The organism is Aquimarina addita, from assembly GCF_039539305.1.
In the GTDB taxonomy this organism is placed as follows: domain Bacteria; phylum Bacteroidota; class Bacteroidia; order Flavobacteriales; family Flavobacteriaceae; genus Aquimarina; species Aquimarina addita.
In genome coordinates, this window is record NZ_BAABCW010000009.1 from 111,471 (window position 1) to 128,402 (window position 16,932).

General features: G+C 34.3%; 8 protein-coding genes. 3 read left to right on the top strand and 5 right to left on the bottom strand.

Going from position 1 to position 16,932, the window contains the following annotated elements; translation table 11 throughout:
- Window positions 1-26: 26 nt before the first annotated feature.
- From ABD816_RS12415 to ABD816_RS12435, 5 genes are all read right to left on the bottom strand, one after another.
- Window positions 27-1,394, bottom strand: a complete 1,368-nt coding sequence (locus ABD816_RS12415; RefSeq protein ID WP_344927785.1) for a vanadium-dependent haloperoxidase — start codon at window positions 1,392-1,394, stop codon at window positions 27-29.
- Window positions 1,387-4,686, bottom strand: a complete 3,300-nt coding sequence (locus ABD816_RS12420) for a VCBS repeat-containing protein (RefSeq protein WP_344927787.1) — start codon at window positions 4,684-4,686, stop codon at window positions 1,387-1,389. The genes ABD816_RS12415 and ABD816_RS12420 overlap by 8 nt, the downstream gene beginning before the upstream one ends.
- The gene (locus tag ABD816_RS12425; RefSeq protein ID WP_344927789.1) at window positions 4,683-8,213 is read right to left on the bottom strand and encodes a VCBS repeat-containing protein; all 3,531 of its coding nucleotides are present in this window, start codon (window positions 8,211-8,213) and stop codon (window positions 4,683-4,685) included. Before ABD816_RS12425 ends, ABD816_RS12420 begins: the two co-directional genes overlap by 4 nt.
- Window positions 8,214-8,550: 337 nt before the next feature.
- Window positions 8,551-10,125, bottom strand: a complete 1,575-nt coding sequence (locus ABD816_RS12430; RefSeq protein ID WP_344927791.1) for a RagB/SusD family nutrient uptake outer membrane protein — start codon at window positions 10,123-10,125, stop codon at window positions 8,551-8,553.
- A gap of 12 nt (window positions 10,126-10,137) precedes the next feature.
- On the bottom strand, window positions 10,138-13,260 hold the full coding sequence (locus ABD816_RS12435) for a SusC/RagA family TonB-linked outer membrane protein (protein WP_344927793.1): 3,123 nt from the start codon (window positions 13,258-13,260) through the stop codon (window positions 10,138-10,140).
- 544 nt (window positions 13,261-13,804) lie between these two features.
- Here ABD816_RS12435 and ABD816_RS12440 point away from each other — a divergent pair.
- Genes ABD816_RS12440 through ABD816_RS12450 form a run of 3 tightly spaced genes read left to right on the top strand, consistent with a single transcriptional unit; the run spans window position 13,805 to window position 16,930 of the window.
- Window positions 13,805-15,076, top strand: coding sequence for a class II D-tagatose-bisphosphate aldolase non-catalytic subunit (locus ABD816_RS12440; RefSeq protein WP_344927795.1), 1,272 nt, complete (start codon window positions 13,805-13,807; stop codon window positions 15,074-15,076).
- Between the two features lie 33 nt (window positions 15,077-15,109).
- Window positions 15,110-16,054: a carbohydrate kinase family protein gene (locus tag ABD816_RS12445; RefSeq protein ID WP_344927797.1), complete on the top strand. Its 945-nt coding sequence runs from the start codon at window positions 15,110-15,112 to the stop codon at window positions 16,052-16,054.
- Between the two features lie 3 nt (window positions 16,055-16,057).
- Complete coding sequence (locus ABD816_RS12450; protein ID WP_344927799.1) at window positions 16,058-16,930, top strand: class II fructose-bisphosphate aldolase; 873 nt, start codon at window positions 16,058-16,060, stop codon at window positions 16,928-16,930.
- The last annotated feature ends 2 nt before the right edge of the window (window positions 16,931-16,932 follow it).

Here is a 16,932-nt window from a genome sequence, read left to right on the forward strand (position 1 = left end):
TTAAAAATAAGCCCTTGAAAAAGCTCTTAATTGAAATGTAAGTTGGTTACCACGTAATTTCCTATCTGTTTACCTTGTTCGACACCATTAGTGATAGCGGGCATATAATGGATACCACCATACAATCGGCTAATTGCTGCTTCTGCTGCGGCATCATTAAAAGAGTTAAATGATCTGGCAGGCAAGCCATACGGTATTTCTGTCGAATCAGTAAATGCATAGTTTTCTCCAAAAATACTTGTGAGCATAGTAGCCGCAGCTGTGGAGGCTACACTATGACCACTAGTATATTCTGGAAACGCTGGAGTTTGTAAAATTGGTTTCCAATCAGGGTCTATATAGGTGTTGATGTAGGTTTCAGGTCTGATGACACTGGTTTTATATTTTTCACTCCAGCAGCTTATAAACGCATCGGCAATAGAAATACCTACTTTTGATAATACTTCACTAGCTTTTAGTGGAGATAGTTTTTCTTGTTCTATAACCTGACAAGCAATCATCATCCAATGCCCACCAGGTGAAATTTGTTGTTTAAAATACATGATATGCCCCTTAGTATAAGAAATATTAGGATTGCAATCCCAAAACTTAGCTTTGGCAAGATTTTCTTGTTCTAGATTTTTTACTGTTTCATAAACCTCCTTAGTTTCTTTGTAAAATTGAGATGAGGGTATGGTATCAAATGCGGTAGGAGTACCCGGAGAAAATTGATTGGCAGAATCCAGCACAAAGGTTCTTAGTGTGTTCCAGTTGGGTTCAATTGCTTCCATATAATCGGGTGGTGTAGGTTTCCAACTTGCGGGATCGTTAAGTTTTATTTGATAACGTGATAATGCAGATCGTTCTTTATATCCATCCTTATTTGCCCAATCCAAAATATGATTCCCTACAGATTTTCCAAAGGTAATAGAGTTGCTAAGTAGCGTCGGATCTATGCCCGTTTCTTTTACTTTCTGTATAAACTCAGTTTCATAAGTCTCCAGCATCTCTCGATTATAAATAAGTGATTTGCTAACCGTAGAAAATGATATAATAGAAGCTATTGGATAATTGATTTCTTGATTAACATCTGGTTTTGGTATTGGTGTTAAATCATTTAAGGTTGTTGCAAAAGAGTGATCAGTGGCACCTGCAGCATTCATTACTTCATATGCAGCAATATTAGGGTATGCATAGATTCGACTGGCAACAGGAGGCGTAAACACATCAGAAATCATAATTTCTGTTAGCTTTTTATTCCATGCTACTAACTGGACATTAGTATATATATCTAATGCTTCACTGTCATACTCTTTCTTACAACTTATAATTATCAACATAACAAACGCAAGTATACACGATCGCAGTATTTTCTTTGAATTAGATAGCTTTTTCATAGATATATCTTTACTCATTTGTTTTTAATTTGAAAAGCTTAATTGCGTCAGCATTAGAACTTATCAGCATATATGTCTCTTTATTTATAGTAGTAATTTCTGCGATATCTTTTGCATCAGAATCTATGAAAAACCCTATATCACTTCCTGAAATTGGCTCAAAATTACCGCTTCCATCACCTAATAAACAGAGTCCGGTCATAGCGTCATAATCCCCTACTGATGCGTCACCAGATAAATTATTACCTACCATCAATGCATCAAGATGGCTATCATTATTAATATCCATAACTTTAATTGCATTAATAGGCGCGATTTGTGCTAAAATAGGCAAGGGGTGTATTTTAAATTTTCCATTTCCCATATTTTCAATGTAAGAACTTAAAAAAGTTTCACTTTTCACAACATGAGCTTTTTCTAATTCTTTATTTGTAAAAGCTTTCTCAAAAGGCACATTCGCATAGCTTTCATATGTTTTGAACCTGCTTCTCATCCCGTTGATTTGATCAATCATAGCGTCTCTGGGAGCAGCAAGATAATTTTTACCCTGTATATAAAAACACATTACAGGATCTATGCTACCATTATTGTCATAATCACTGGCATAAATGCAAAGCGGTTCTGATACCGTTGCTTTATACCTGCTGTTAGTACCCAAATTACCTGCCAGATAATCCATATCCCCATCCTGATCAAAATCTCCTTCGGCTAAACTATTCCACCAACCATGGGATTCCTGAAGCCCTGCTTCTTTGGTAATTTCTTTAAAAAACCCGTCTTCATTCCTAAAAAAACGAAGTTGCATAAACTCTCCGGTTATTATAAGATCCGTTTTTTGATCACTATTAAAATCTGTCCATAGAGCAGCGGTCACCATACCTGCTTTTTGGAGATCAGGGCATACTGAAGCGGTAGTATTTATAAATACCCCATTGTTGTTAGTGAGTATATAGCTTTGTGCCGGCATAGGATAAGTTCCCGGCAGAATCCTTCCCCCTATAAAAAGATCAAGATCGCCATCCTTATCATAGTCATTTGCCTCAACAATGGCTCCGGATGCAGTAATTATTGGCAAGGCTTTCTGATCTTTGCTGAAATTTCCCAAACCATCATTACGATAGAATCGGTCTTGATATGCAGCATCTTGTTTTGGGAATTCAGTACCGCCACTCACCACGTAAAGATCAAGATCGCCATCCTTATCTGCATCAAATAAAAGGGCATCTGTGTCTTCATTCTCTACATCCAGATTTAAGAGTTTTTCGTCAAATTTTCCAAGTTCATTTTGAATAAAGAATGTACCGCTATACCCGTGCGCTCCTCCTATATAAAAATCTTCTAATCCATCTCCATTAATATCACCTACAGTTAGTTTTGGGCCTAGTCTGGAATGCATATGAGGCAAAAGAGGTTGTTGTTTGAAATCAATAAATTCATTTTCTTGATGGTGAAAATTTATTTTTTGGTCCTCAAGTGCTTCTGTAAAAAACTTTTTCTGTATAATTTTTGTCTTTTTTAGTAGTACTGGTTTTGCATTTTTATGATAAATATTTATTAAAGTATCTATAGGAACGTTCACCAACACCTCCGTTTTGTCATCGGCCCAAATAATGCGAATACTATCAATCTGAGTATCTTTTTTTAGACCAAAATGAACTTGTTTATCTACACTTGATAGATATCCTCTGCTTAGATAATGTTGATAAAATTGATGATTCCCGTCAACACTCACTTGTATTTTTGCTCCGATCCCTCCTGGATTAGTAAGATTTCCCGTTAATGCTAATGCTATAAAGTGATTGTCAGGTTTTTGATCGCTGTTGTTTTTTAAGACAGATACTTTATTATTAATGTTATTTACTATGAGATCTAGATCTCCATCATTGTCTAAATCTGCGTATGCAGCACCATTAGAGAGGCCAGGTTTATTGACACCCCATTTCTCTGAGGTGTTGGAGAAGGTTAAATCTCCATTGTTTTTAAAAAAATAATTAGATATTGAGGCGCTAGGTAATTCTTTGATTGCCGCCAATTTATTATCTTTTTTAGTTTTTTCAGTACCAAATTGCTGTCGGTTTTTTTGTTGATAATGAATGTAATCCAGATCCCCCAGATCACGCCTAAATCCATTGGTTATAAAAGCATCTTTATGACCATCATTGTTATAATCAGCTAGTAAGATACTCCAGCTCCAGTCTGTATTGCTAATGCCAGCCAAATAACTGATCTCACTAAAAGAATTATTGCCGTTATTGAGTTGTAAAGTATTGCGGGTGTATTGTTTTTGATAGTCTTTGCTGGTTAATAATCTAAATTTGTCATAGCTAGTGGCAGGTATAATCATTTTTTGCCGCTTGTTATCTTCTGGAAGCATATCCAGCACAAGTATATCTGTTAAGCCATCATTATTTATATCTGATAAATCATTACCCATGCCGGCAAAACTAGTATGTTTTAACCATTGATGCGACTGATCTGTAAAGGTTCCATCCTGATTGTTGATATACATAATGTCATTTGTTAGGAAATCATTAGAGATATAAATATCTGGCCAATGATCATTATTGATATCACTAATGCCTACTCCAAGGCTATATCCTTCTATTAAGATTCCTGCCATAGTAGATACGTTTGTGAAAGTTCCGTCGCCATTATTACGATATAGTTTATCAGTACTTTTTGCTTCACCGTTTATTTTTCTGGGTCGAATGGTGTTTACCGATGATAGAGAATAATCTACGGGATTCACTATAAGGAACATATCTAAATCTCCATCACGATCATAATCAAAAAATGCAGCCTGAGTTGATTGTGCATTATCATCTAGCCCATACATGGCAGCGGATTCCTTAAATGTATTATCTTTTTGATTGATATACAGTAGGTTTGTAGTGCTTTTTATATTTGGATTACCTGAGACAGAAACATATACATCTAACCATCCATCCTGATTAATATCAATCATACTTACTCCCGTACACCATTGATCATTTTCTAAACCTGCTGTTGTCGTAATATCTTCAAATTTGAAATCTCCCTTATTTAAATATAGCGCATTAGAGACCATATTTCCTGCAAAAAAAAGGTCTGGTAAACCATCATTATTAATATCTCCTATGCCTACGCCTGCACCGGTATATATGTTCATAAAATTATACATATTATGATGCTCATCTTCTTCTATGATATTAGAAAATTGAATGTTTGTATCCGATGCATCCAATGTTATGAATAAGGTGTCTTTATCTTTACAAGAGCTTGCAGATATTAAGTAGATGAGACTAATATATATAATTGGATGGATTTTCATGGAGTTTTATTGGTGTTCAATATTGATATTCTTTCATTTCCCTGATAGGAAATAAATTTTATAGAATCTACTTTGGAACGATCTACTTCTATATTTCTTGTAGATTGACTTAGGTACCCACTACCATAATTAAATTCATGTTTATAAAAACGATTACCTTTTTCGTAAATAAGAGCATAGAATTCATCTTTTTCAGGCGATATCAGTAACATATTTTCCTTCTTTTTAGTTTTAATATACGACTTTAATTTACCTGAGTTTTGTGATATTAAGTATAATTGATTCTTATTACTTAAGGATAATTTTACGGCAGATTTAGCATCTCCCTTTATAAAAAGACCGCTTTTTGAAGCAGATAAAGGGGTAAAGTTACCTTTGCCATCTCCCATTAATAATTGTCCTATTGATGCGTCGTATTGACCGGCTAGCACCTCAGTACTGTACATATTGCCAACTATAATAATATCCAAATTACCATCATAGTCTATGTCATCTGTAATCATTCCATAAATCGGAGCAAACTGGGCTTGTATAGGTAATGGTTTGTGTCTGAATTTACCATTTCCTAAATTTTCAATATAACTGCTTTTAAAATCAGTAGCTTTTAGTATATGGCTGTCTTTTAGTTCTTCTGGCAACAATGAGCTTTTAAAAGGAGTAGTGGCAAAAGATTCATAAGTTCGAAAGCGAGCTCGCATTCCATTTATTTGTTGGATAAGTACATCTCTGGAATATACTATCTGTTCTTTTCCTTCTCTATAACAACTAAGAATAGGGTCTATAGAACCATTTTTATCAAAATCTTTAGCATATAATGTGATAGGTTCTTCTGGACTGGCTTTTAGATTGCTATTGAGTCCTAAGTTGCCAGCGATATAATCCATATCACCATCTTTATCAAAATCTCCTGATACGATACTATTCCACCATCCAGAGGTATTTGTTAATCCTGTATTATCCGATATATCTATCAATTTTCCCTTCTGGTTTTTAAAGAATTTGATCTCCATAAATTCACCAGTAACGATTAGATCTATCCAGTTGTCATTATCAAAATCAGTCCATAAGGCGGTGCTAACCATGCCAATATTTAATTCATTGTCAAAAACCTCTTTTGTACTGTCAGTAAAAGCTCCTGCGTTATTGTTGAGTAAGCAGCTGGAGGGTGTTTGTGGATATTTTCCAGGGATTAGGCGGTTTCCAATAAATAGATCCATGTCACCGTCTTTATCATAATCCGCTGCAGTAATAACAGATCCACTTTGCCCTTGATTATAAGTAGCGTTTTGCGAGAAATTACCTAGACCATCATTTGTGTATAATAAGGTATTATAGCTTGTGTCTTTTTTGTTAGAAATACCGCCATATACCAGTATTAGGTCAAGATCATTGTCATTATCTGTATCTATCAAGAGGCTTCCCATGATATCATATTGACTTTTTATGTCTAATTTTTTTTCTATAAAACTATTTTCTTTTTGTTGAATAAAAAAACTTCCCTGCGCTCCAGTACCATTACCGATAAAAAAATCTTCTAAGGTATCTCCATTAATATCTCCCACCGCCATGCCAGGGCCTAGTTTGGAGCGCATTTGGAGTAATAAAGGTTCTCTTTTAAAATCAATGAAGTCATCTTCTGTATGTGTGTAATGAATAGCTGTAGAGTCTGGGATTGATGTAAAAAAAGGCGTTGTTGTAATGTGTTCTTTGTTTATCTCTATAGCATCTGCATATTTTAATGTTAGTATTTGGTTAGGTACTACATTATATAATAACTGCTGTTCTCCGTCGGGCCAGATTACTTTTAGCGTGTCTGTTTTTGAGCTTGTTCCCAGTCCAAAATGTAATATGTTTTCTACAGACGATAGATAGCCTCTTGTGGTTGAGAATATTTGTTGTTGCTTAGTAAATGCATCTTGTACAATTACCTTTGTTCCTTCTGGGTTAGGGTGACCAGATAATTTGATCCGTAAGTAGTTGTTATTACTAATTGTATCTTTTGTAATGGTATTAGTTTCATTTTTAAAAATAAAGGCGGTATCATCAATATTATTGACTACAATTTCTAAATCACCATCATTGTCTAAATCTGCGTATATAGCACCATTAGAATAGCTGGGTATATCTAAACCCCAATCTTTATTTACTTTTTTGAATTGTAAATCTTTGGTATTTTGGAACATATAATTGGAGAGTTTAATCTCTGGTAAGGTGTTCAGTTTTTCTAGTTTTCCCTTTCTTAATGCCTCACGGGTGCCTATTTGCGAAGATTCTCTACCGTAGTTAATAAAATCCAGATTGGTGACATCTCTTCTGTACCCATTGGTAATGTATATATCTTTCCATCCATCATTATCAAAGTCTGCAATTAATGGAGTCCAGCTCCAATCTGTATTGTAGATGCCAGATAGTTGACCAATCTCGCTAAAAGAACCATTACCATTATTAAGTTGTAAGGTGTTTCTAACAAATTGTGGTTGGTATCCATACTGTGTATTGATCAGGAATTTATCATAGCTAAAATATCCTACGGTTTGTTTTAAGCGTGTATTATTTTCAGGCAACATGTCCAATACAATAATATCAGATAATTTATCATTATTGATATCAGCTATATCCAGCCCCATTCCATTATAACTTTGGTGTTGTAGATAGGAGTCAATTTTATTGGTAAACGTTCCGTTTTTATTATTGATATATAAAATATCATTGGTGAGAAAATCATTAGAAATATAAATATCTAACCAGCTATCGTTGTTTAAATCACAAATAGAAACACCTAATCCAAATCCTTCTATTAAGATGCCGGCATCTGTAGAGACATTAGTAAAAGTGCCATCTCCATTATTTTTATATAATTTGTCAGTACTTTCTGCCTCTCCTTTTTGTTTCTTGGGGCGAGAGCGATTACGATTAAAATCTACCAAGGCATTGGTGAGTAAGTAGAGATCCTTGTGTCCATCTTTATTGTAATCAAAGAATATCGATTGTACACTATATCCGGTATCATCAATTCCATATTTTTTTGCTTGCTCAATAAAAGTGCCGTCACCATTATTAACAAAGAGTAGATTGGCTATATCTTCAGGTATCGTACCTCTGGGACCTCCACGACAGACATATATATCAGGCAATCCATCTTGATTAATATCTGTAATAGATACACCATTAGACCACCCAGTGGTCGAGGTTTTGGAGCGTACGGTTTGATCTTGAAAGGTTAAGTTTCCTTGATTGATATATAATTTATTAGAAACCTGATTTCCAGTAAAATATAAATCTAACAGACCATCTACATTAGCATCGAGTACTGCTATGCCTCCGCCATTAAACATATATTCAAAATCTAAAATATTAAGAGAATCACTAAAAGTCAGCTTGTTTTGAAAAGTAACACCACTTATAGCGGGATCTAGAAGTGTGAACGTTGTTTTTTTCTTTTCTTTTTGACAACTAGTTAGTAACACTACTGCTAATACTCTGAAGAGAAATCGAAATGATGATTGTATGTTTCGGAAGATTATCATGCAGTTTTTAAATTGATTTACTAAGTAGTATCCTCATAACTTTTTTCTCACACATGTTGATTCATTTGGTATTTAGCTATGTGACTTAAATTTTTCAAAACAATATAAAAGTTAACCAATAGTTTTGCAAAAATTTAGGACATAATTTTTACATTAAATAATTTAAAGTAAATGAATCGAATGAATATGAAAGTTTTACTTTAAGGTAATTATACTATTCCTGTTTAACTATTAATTCAATGAGCTTAATATTTACAGCACAAAAAACACCTTTACCTGACGAGGGATCAGATTAAAGGTGTTTTAAGAACATTACTAAACTAATTCAAACAAATTCTTATAAGCCCGGAATTTGAGTTAAAACTCCGCCGCTTTTATCTATTTCTCCTTGTGGTATTGGAAATAAGCCATTAGCAGTTTTTGTGTCCCATGTGTGGGTAGTTACTTCAGCTGGATCCTCTGTAGCATCAATAGCATCAAAAGTTTGTTGTGCAATTCCCCAACGAACCAAATCAAAATAACGATGTCCTTCAAAAAATAACTCTAATCCTCTTTCGTTACGTAAGGCTTCAGTTAGATCTGTAGCGGATAAGCCACTAGCAATAGGAGTGGCGCCAGGATAAGATCTTAAGCGAACTTCATTAATCAGATTTGTTGCTAAAATAGGGTCTCCTCCGGTTTCAATTAATGTTTCTGCATACATTAATATTAAATCTGCAAAACGAAATACGCGTTCATTATTGTAATCAACAGCACCATTGCTAGGTGCCATTTTAGGTACATTTTCACCTCTGTATTTCTTTATAAGTTTATCTGTCGTTCCCACCGTAGAGTCAATCCACTCTAATGTGAATGTGCCAAACGCTTCATAATAAGTATCACCAAGACTATATATGTTAGTGGATAATCTAGGGTCTTCATCAACATCTGATACTTCAAAATATTTAGGAGAAGGTTTATATCCTGCACCAAAAATACCAATGTCAGATTCTCTATTAAAGCCCTGAGTAGCTTTGAAATTTTCTACGTGAAAATCATCTAATACCCATCCATTATCATCGGAGTTACCTGCAAACTGAATTTCAAATATAGATTCGGTATTGTTTTCTTGGGATACATCAAAAACAGCATCATAGGTTGGCATTAAACTGTAAGGGCCATTATTATATACTTCTCGAAATTCTGGCAGTGCATTAATAAAATCTTTATTGTACAGATGAGTTTTACCTAAGTAGGATGCTGCAGCCCAAGCTGTTGCTCGTCCTAGATTGGCATCGTCCCATGATTCAGGTAAATTGTTCTTAGCAAAAGTAAAATCATCTATAATAGCATTTATAGTGGCTTCTGGAGTAGAATTTCCTACAACAAGATTGTTAATGTCTCTTGTGGTTTCCAGCATTAAAGGAGCATAACCTCCCCATAATTTATAACTCTGAAAATGAAACCATGCTCTTAAGTATTTTGCTTCTGCTTCATATAATATTTTTTCCTCAGCAGTTAGTTCATTTTCTGTATCTATTTTTTCTAAAATTAGATTGGCTCTATGAATCCCTGCATAAATAGTTACATAGATATATTGAAAAGAAGGATCTGTTGCTAGAAATCTAAATTTACTAAAATTTAGAAGATTAAAATTCCAGGAATATGTATTCACCATGTCTGAGGTTGTATAACATACCTTGAACCACTCATTGAAAGCAGGATAATTTTGTTCTGTAGTAGCAAAAAGATTTTGCATTGAGGAATAAGAAGCTAATGTTGCTCCTTTAAAATCAGTTTCTGTTTCAAAGAAGGCATCTTCTGTTACCGCATCTAATGGTTGCAGATCTAAGTCTGTACATTCTGAGGTTAAAGCTAATATCAAAACTAAAACCAGAATGAATTTTAATCTGAATATATTTATTTTTTTCATAGTAATTTAGTATTAGAATGTTATTCTTGTGCCAAATTGAAAAGTAATAGGTTGAGGTGTGGCATATCCATCGTCTATTCCTGTTGCTAAAGCATTTTCTCCTTTGATAAAACTTTGCGCTCGTGTTACTTCTGGATCTAATCCCGAATATCCGGTAATCAAAGCTAAGTTTTGTCCAGCCACATAAAAACGCACATTGGAAATGATGTCTTTAGTAGCACTTTTTAACCATTCTGAATCTAATGTATATCCTATCTGCACATTTTTTAATCGGGCATAAGATGCATTTTCTATCCATCGATCAGAGAAGCGATCATTATTATTTGCATTATTGAGATCAATTCTGGGGATATCATTACTTGTACCTTCTCCTGTCCATCTCCCTAGAACTGCAGTGCTTTTATTCGTAATTGAATTTAAACTTTCTAATTGTTGTTTTGTGTAATTATAAACGCTATTTCCTCCAACACCTTGTATAAAGATAGAGAAATCAAAATTCTTATATGATCCACCTAGTGTCAGTCCATAATAATGTGTTGGTATGGGGCTACCAATTCCTGTTCTATCATTTTCATCAATAACACCATCATTGTTAACGTCGACAAACCTGATATCTCCGGGTGCTCTGCCATCAGAATTAAATGCAAGATTATCAACTGGTGCATTAGCGAGTTCTTCCTCATTTTGATAAATCCCATCAGTAACATATCCAAAAAATTGACCTATAGGCTCTCCTTCTATAGTTCTACTCGTAGTTGTAGCTACGGCATCAGCAAATAAATCGTTGCCGTCTAGAGATTCTACATTGTTTTTCAAAGTAGAAAAATTTCCAGAAATGTTGTATGAAAAATCTCCAATCTTATCTTGATAATTAAAAGAAAGTTCTATACCCTTGTTAGATACTTCTCCGAGGTTAACATCTGTAGGAAAGGTAAAACCAGAGGTTGCAGGTAGTGGTATACTTACTAAGATATCTTTTGTGTTTTTCTCATAATACTCAGCCGTGAAGCTAAGTTTATTGTCAAATAAACCTAGGTCTAAACCTATATTACTTTGGTAACTCTCTTCCCATTTAAGATCCTCATTTGCAAACACTACTGAGGTAGGAGCTATAATTACATCTTGATTAGAACCTAGAACATATCCGGGTGTAAAAACTACTTGATTTGAGTAAGCAAAATTAGCTCCTGTAAATTGGTTTCCTACTATACCCCAGGAACCCCTTAACTTTAATTGATTAAATAATGTTTGACTCTCCATAAAGGGTTCATTGGCTAAATTCCAACCAACTGCTATCGATGGGAAATAATCAGTACGATTAACTGGGCTAAATCTGGTAGTTTCGTCTCGTCTTATGTTAAATGTTAATAAATATCTGTCGTCAAAAGAATAATTAAGTCTACCTAAAAATCCTCTTAATGCCCATGGATCAGTTTCTTCTCCAGCCGTCGTTGATGTAGCAGCGTCTACTAATCTAACATCTGTATTAATTAAATCTGAGCCTTGTGATCTTAATTTGGTATATTGAAAAAGTGTTTCTTCATGTCCAAGCAGCATAGAAATATTGTGTTTTCCTATTACTGTATTATACGTTAGAGTATTTGCTAAATTTGTAGTTAGTTCAATCGGACGTTCTTTTATTAATAAACTGATTTCAGTATTATTTGCGTCATTTTCTCCATAATTATACACATTTTGAAAAAATTCTCCTTCACCCGTAGTATAATCGATACCACCAGACGATTTAAAAATAAGTCCTTTTAATAGCTCAACCTGACCATATACATTACCAATAATTCTTCGGGTTTTTACTCTCGTTTCATTGAGATCAAGATCATTAAGTGCCAATAATTGTACAGGTTCATCAGTACCATTCGCTAGATCTCCTACGTTATCTGAATTCATTACCGCATATCCAAAAGGATCATTTGCATCAAAAATAGGAGCAAATGGTTGATTTAATGCAGATCTTAGGGTTGTGCTTCCTCCTGGTTCTGAAGCGACAAGTCTGTCTGTAAAACCTATATTTACAGATTCTCCAAATTTAAATAACTTCCCTACTTTAATATCTGATTTAGCACTAAAAGAATAACGTTCAAAATTTTGAGCAAGTGTAATTCCTTTTTGATCTAAATATCCTGCTGAAAGACTAAAATTACTTTTTTCATTACCTCCACTTACACTTAGATTATGACTTTTTGTTATACCAGTTCTGTTTATAGCATCTTGCCAATCATAAGTTGGGTCCCCTCTAAATTCGGTAAAGTCTATATTTGCTCTTCCTAATTCATCCATGACATCCAGATATTGTTCTGTATTTAATACATCATAGAATTTTCTTCTATGGGCAAAAGTGGTGTAGGTATCGTAATTGAATTGAGTTTTCTGTCCTCTCTTTCCTCTTTTTGTTGTAATAATAACAACGCCATTAGAAGCTCTTGATCCATAAATTGCACCAGCAGATGCATCTTTTAGTACAGATATAGATTCTATATCATTAGGATTCATAGAGGCTAAAGGATTACTTTCTGTGGCAGAGGAAGTATTTACTGTTTGATTTGATGTTTGTACCAGAGGGACTCCATCTACAACAAACAATGGTTGATTGTTTCCCGTAGTACCTACTCCACGAATTCTTACGTTAATAGGTGCAGCAGCATCACCACCTCGATTCGCAATAAAGACCCCTGCGGTCTGTCCGGAAAGAGATTGATCTAAAGAGACAACAGGTGTTCTTGTTACATCTTCTGCACTTATGGTTGTAATAGCACCTGTTAAATCTGCTCGTCGTTGTGTTCCGAAACCAATAACCACAACCTGATCTAGTGCAGCAGCACTTTCTATTAAGGTAACGTTAATGGTTTCCTGAGACCCTATCGCTATTTCATTATCATAAAATCCGATATATGAAAATATCAAAGCTGTAGCATCTTCTTTTACAGTGATCGAATATCCTCCATCAAAATCTGTAGAGGTTCCTGTATTAGTCCCTTTTACTAATATAGTAACCCCAGGCAAAGGCTGATCGTCTTCAGTTACAACGGTACCCGTAATCGTCTGTTGTGCGAACAATGATGTTGCACAGAATAGAGCAAGTGTAACTCCAATTAGTTGTTTAAAAATAGTGTTCCCCATTGGTTATATTAATTTAAGTTACTATTGAAATAAATTGACACTATATAAGTGTGTGTTATACAAAGTTATATAATATAATTTTCTTTCACAAAGTTATTTTTATATTTTTTATAACTTTCTTTATGTTTCGTAATAGTTATTTTTCTTATTTATATGTGTAATTGTTGTAATTTATTACGTGGTAACCTTCATAAATAGAGGGTTTTGCGTATAGTTGAAAATTAAGTGTAGTTAATTAAGATAGTGGTTTTATTTATCTAAATTTAAGTGAATAAAATTAAAATTTTAACATAATTATCATTCTATATAGTAATATCATTAATGGATTTATTATGTTTTTTAACAATTATATCTTCTTTTAATGATTAGTTGTCTTGTATTTGTTTATGATAAAAAATAAAAAGATTAAAAAAGATTTATTTTTAGATAAGAAAGGTTTTGTAAGTTTATTGTATTTTCATAGATTTGTGTCTGAAATAAAATTGTACCTATATATGAAGGTATGGTTTTATAAAATTTCCATTAAAATAAAAGATCATAAATAATGAATAAAAATCTTAGGATGCATGCGGAGAAGTCTAATCTTTCTTTATTAGATTACGTGCTTAAAAGAAACTCGGAGATTGCAAAAGAAACCGGTGTTAACAGAACTATTTTTGCAGCATGTCCTAATTCTATGGCTGTGATTAAAGCAGCATTGAATTCTGCTAAAAGGTGTAATGCTCCAATAAAGTTTGCCACGACACTTAATCAGGTTGACCTGGATGGGGGGTATACTGGACTTACGCAATATGAGTTTGTGAAGAAGGTAAAGCAGGAAGCAGCATCCATTAATTTACAATCACCAGTTATTATTGCAATAGATCACGGAGGTCCTTGGTTAAAAGATCAGCATCGTAAAGAAGGAATGAATTATGAGCAGACTATGCAAGCTGTTAAGGAATCTTTTGAAGCAGCTATAGCAGCAGGGTATGATCTCATTCATGTGGACCCAACAATAGATACCACCTTGCCTAAAGGAGAAATTATTAGTATAGAGGTTGTGGCTGCTAGAACAGTAGAGCTTATTAAACATTGCGAAGCCTACAGGGTTGCCAATGGATTTCCTAAAATAGCTTATGAAGTAGGAACAGAAGAGGTGCATGGTGGATTAGTTGATTTATCGGTATTTAAGTCATTTTTTGAATTATTGAAATCTGGACTTAAAAAAGAAGGACTTGAGGATGTTTGGCCTTGTTTTGTAGTCGGCAAAGTAGGCACAGATCTTCATACTACAGAGTTTGATGCAGGTGTTGCTAAACTTATTGTTGATATTTCTGCAGAATACGGAAGTGTGATCAAAGGACATTATTCTGATAATGTAACCAATCCCGAGGCTTATCCGGCATCTGGTATGGGAGGGGCTAATGTAGGACCAGAGTTCACAGAACGTGAGTATGAAGGTTTGATAGAGTTAGAGACAATAGAAACTCAATTATTTGAAGAAGGTAAAGTGCCTAAAAAGTCTGAGATTAAGCAAGAATTGTGGGATGCAGTGATCGCTTCTGGACGATGGGTAAAGTGGTTAGAAGATGATGAAAATGCAGATGATTTTTATGCCAATGACGCGGATAGACAGTTGTGGCTCATAAAAACAGGATGTAGATATATATGGCAGAACCCAGAAGTAATTGCCTCTAGAGTTGCATTATATGAGAATTTAGAAAATAATGGAGTGAAAGCAGAAGAAATATTACTTTCTCACATTGAAAAAGCAATGGATAAATATTTTTATAAATTTAATCTGGTAGATGTTAATGATTTATTGATTAAATAATGGGGTTGTAAGAAAGCTAAAAAAAATAAATTAATGAAAGAGTTTGATGTGCTAGTTGTTGGGGAGCTCAATGTGGATGTTATCTTAGATAATATTCAGGGTTTTCCCGAAATAGGGAAAGAGATCATAGCTGATGAGCTCACGATTACTTTAGGTAGCAGCTCTGCGATTTTTGCGAGTAACCTAAGTTCTCTAGGAAATAAAGTAGCCTTTGCAGGTAAAATAGGGAATGATAGTTTTGCTAAATTAGTAAAAGAATCATTACAGAATAAAAAGGTTGATACCACGCATGTGATCAGTTCACCTCAATATAGTACAGGGGTTACCATGGTAATGAATTATGATATGGATCGCGCTAATGTAACGTTTCCGGGAGCTATGGAGCATATGACGGTAGAGGAGGTGACTGATGCTATTTTAAATAAAGCAAAACACCTTCACGTAAGTTCTATTTTTTTACAAACAAGTCTTAAGAAAGATGTAGTACAGCTTTTTAAAAGAGCAAAAGATTTAGGACTTACAACTTCTATGGATCCTCAGTGGGATCCATCAGAGAATTGGGATTTGCAGCTTCAGGATTTGCTGCCTCATATTGATGTTTTTCTTCCTAATGCTACAGAATTTATTCATATAACCAAGAGTATGGATGTGAATTCAGGGATAGAGAAAATAAAATCATTTTGTAATACGATTGTGGTTAAAGATGGTGAAAATGGAGCTCATCTTTGGGAAAATAATGAGTTTAAGACAGCGCCTGCATTTTTGAATGAAGAAGTGGCAGATTGTATTGGAGCAGGGGATAGTTTTGATGCAGGATTTATTAGTGAGTATATTAAGGGTAAGGCATACGAACACTGTATGGAAGTAGGTAATATAACAGGTGCAATTAATACTACAGCATCCGGAGGTACGGCAGCATTCGAAAATTTTGAAACCATAAAAAGCATTGCTAAAAAAAGATTTTCATATCAATTTTAAATTATGAGATTACAAGAAAGATTAGCTAAGAATAAAAATGAAGGGAAAGCATTATTAGCCACCAATTTTTATAATTTTGAAACATTATCTGCGGTATTGAGAGCTGCAAAAAACACCAATTCGGATATTATTTTACAGGTGTCAGAAAGTTCTATAGATTATCTAGGAGTCAACGTAGCCAAAGATTTGGCTAAAAGTGCTTCAGAACAATATGGAGTAACTACCTGGTTACATATGGATCACGGTCAAGATGTTACCCTTGTTAAAAAGTGTATTGATGCAGGGTTTGATTCTGTAATGATAGACGCAAGCGAAAAACCGTTTGAAGAAAATGTAAAGATCACCAGTGAGATTGTAAAGTATGCAGAAAGTGCGAATGTCAATGTAGAAGCCGAACTAGGATATATTTCAAAATTGGGACAGGATCAGAAGATGGTTTATACACAACCCAAAGAAGCAAAACAATTTGTAGAGGCTACAGGAGTAAACGCTTTAGCGATTGCGGTGGGTTCTGCACATGGTTTCTATAAAGAAACACCAAAATTACAAATTGACCTGATACAGGAAATTAATGAGGTAACTCCAGCAGCCCTAGTACTACACGGTAGTTCAGGAATACCAGATGACCAATTACAAAAAGCTATTAAAAATGGTATTACTAAAATTAATCTGGCAACAGAGATTAAGAATATTTTCATGAAAAGCTTGCGAGAAGAGTTCGTGGCAACAGATGGAATTGATTTACGTGTGATTTTTCCTAAAGCTACGGCTAAAGCTACTTCTTTAGTAGAAGACAAGCTGAGAGCAATCAACCATAAAAATGTTCAGGATAAATTAAAGATGATCAACTTTATAAAGGTTCACAATTTTAGCTAACT

Bases quoted from the DNA above. Each gene is read 5' to 3' on its own strand.
- ABD816_RS12415 (WP_344927785.1), bottom strand. From the start codon at position 1,394: ATGAGTAAAGATATATCTATGAAAAAGCTATCTAATTCAAAGAAAATA.
- ABD816_RS12420 (WP_344927787.1), bottom strand. From the start codon at position 4,686: ATGAAAATCCATCCAATTATATATATTAGTCTCATCTACTTAATATCT.
- ABD816_RS12425 (WP_344927789.1), bottom strand. From the start codon at position 8,213: ATGATAATCTTCCGAAACATACAATCATCATTTCGATTTCTCTTCAGA.
- ABD816_RS12430 (WP_344927791.1), bottom strand. From the start codon at position 10,125: ATGAAAAAAATAAATATATTCAGATTAAAATTCATTCTGGTTTTAGTT.
- ABD816_RS12435 (WP_344927793.1), bottom strand. From the start codon at position 13,260: ATGGGGAACACTATTTTTAAACAACTAATTGGAGTTACACTTGCTCTA.
- ABD816_RS12440 (WP_344927795.1), top strand. From the start codon at position 13,805: ATGAATAAAAATCTTAGGATGCATGCGGAGAAGTCTAATCTTTCTTTA.
- ABD816_RS12445 (WP_344927797.1), top strand. From the start codon at position 15,110: ATGAAAGAGTTTGATGTGCTAGTTGTTGGGGAGCTCAATGTGGATGTT.
- ABD816_RS12450 (WP_344927799.1), top strand. From the start codon at position 16,058: ATGAGATTACAAGAAAGATTAGCTAAGAATAAAAATGAAGGGAAAGCA.